This is a genomic window from Paracoccus sp. SY, from assembly GCF_002901215.1.
In the GTDB taxonomy this organism is placed as follows: domain Bacteria; phylum Pseudomonadota; class Alphaproteobacteria; order Rhodobacterales; family Rhodobacteraceae; genus Paracoccus; species Paracoccus acridae.
Genome location: NZ_NWMQ01000141.1, coordinates 1 through 1275 on the forward strand (window position 1 = coordinate 1; position 1275 = coordinate 1275).

At 59.6% G+C, this 1275-nt stretch carries 2 protein-coding genes; both read right to left on the reverse strand.

What is annotated here, in order from left to right; genetic code table 11:
• Positions 1-400 (reverse strand): tripartite tricarboxylate transporter substrate-binding protein (locus tag CK944_RS22145; RefSeq protein ID WP_256388185.1); only part of this gene is annotated, 400 nt, incomplete at its 3' end.
• Between the two features lie 49 nt (positions 401-449).
• A partial coding sequence (locus CK944_RS22150) for a FadR/GntR family transcriptional regulator (protein ID WP_205049142.1) occupies positions 450-1275 on the reverse strand: 826 nt, incomplete at its 5' end.

A 1275-nucleotide genomic window follows, 5' to 3' on the forward strand; every position in this document is an offset into this window, starting at 1 on the left:
CAGGCAGGTCCTGCCACTCGGAGTCTGCGGCAACATGGAAGGCACTGGGGTCGAAGTTCACCAGGCCGATCGGGTTGAAGTCGGTCGCCTTGAACTGGGCATTGCCGGCCCAATAGTAGCTTGCGATTTCCGCGCTGGCAAAGCCGATGGTATAGCCGTCAGGCCGGGTCGTCAGCATTTCGGAATGCCCGATCACGCCACCGCCGCCTGGCTTGTTCACCACGTTGACCGTGACGCCAAGTTCCTTTTCCAGCCCCGCCGCAACCACACGTGCAATGGCATCTGTGCCGCCTCCGGCATTCCAGGCCACGATCATGGTGATCGGGCGCTCCGGGTATTCGGCAATGGCAGTTCCAGCGCTGACAGCGATACCCGCTGCAGCGATCATCAGTTTCTTCATCAAGATTGTCTTCTCCTCCAGTAGTGTGCGGTTCCTGACCGCCCTGCGGCTATTCGATCAAGCCGGCATCCTTCATTCGTGTTGTGGTGAACCCGATCGTATCGGTCATTGCCTTGAACGCCCCTTCAGGGTCATGGCGGCGAATGGCCTCCACGACAGCCAGGTGGTTCGACAGGTTCGCGCGAAAGTTCTCCATGTGATTTGCCGTCACGGAGAAGAGGACCCCCAGCACCGAATCAAGCGCAGCGTCAAAGGCTTCCAGGATAGGATTTCCGGTAGCCTGCAAGATCGCGAGGTGAAACTGCCGGTCGGCCGAGACGGCTGCCTCGGCATCGCCACGCTCGGCTGCGTCTTCCATGCGGGCAAAGGCGGTCTCGATGCCGATGATCTGCATACGGGTGGCACGGCGCGCCACCAAGGCCGCCGAGGAAGGCTCGAAGATCAGTCGGGCCTCATCAATCGCACCCAGCAACTCCGTCTGATGCACCTTGCCCGCCATGATCCAGCGCATGGTCTCGCGGCTCAACATGCTCCATTTCGACTTGGGGTTGACCACCGTTCCCCGACGCGGGGCGGTTTCGACCATGCCGAGCGCGACAAGGGAACGGATTGCCTCGCGGACGGACGATCGACCAACTCCGAAGGCTTCCATCAGTTCGGGTTCAGTGGGGATACTCGTCCCTTCGGGATATTTGCCAGACGCGATTGCCAGCCCAATCGAATCAAGGACACTGTCCATGACGCCTGCTCTGGTCTGGTCAGAGGTCAACGTAAGATCCTTAAGCGCTCTATTCGTCAGATGAATGACTGAAGACTTGCCGCTGGTCAAGTGTGGGATCGATAACAATTGGGGGGCATTGTAGTGGACAACTCCG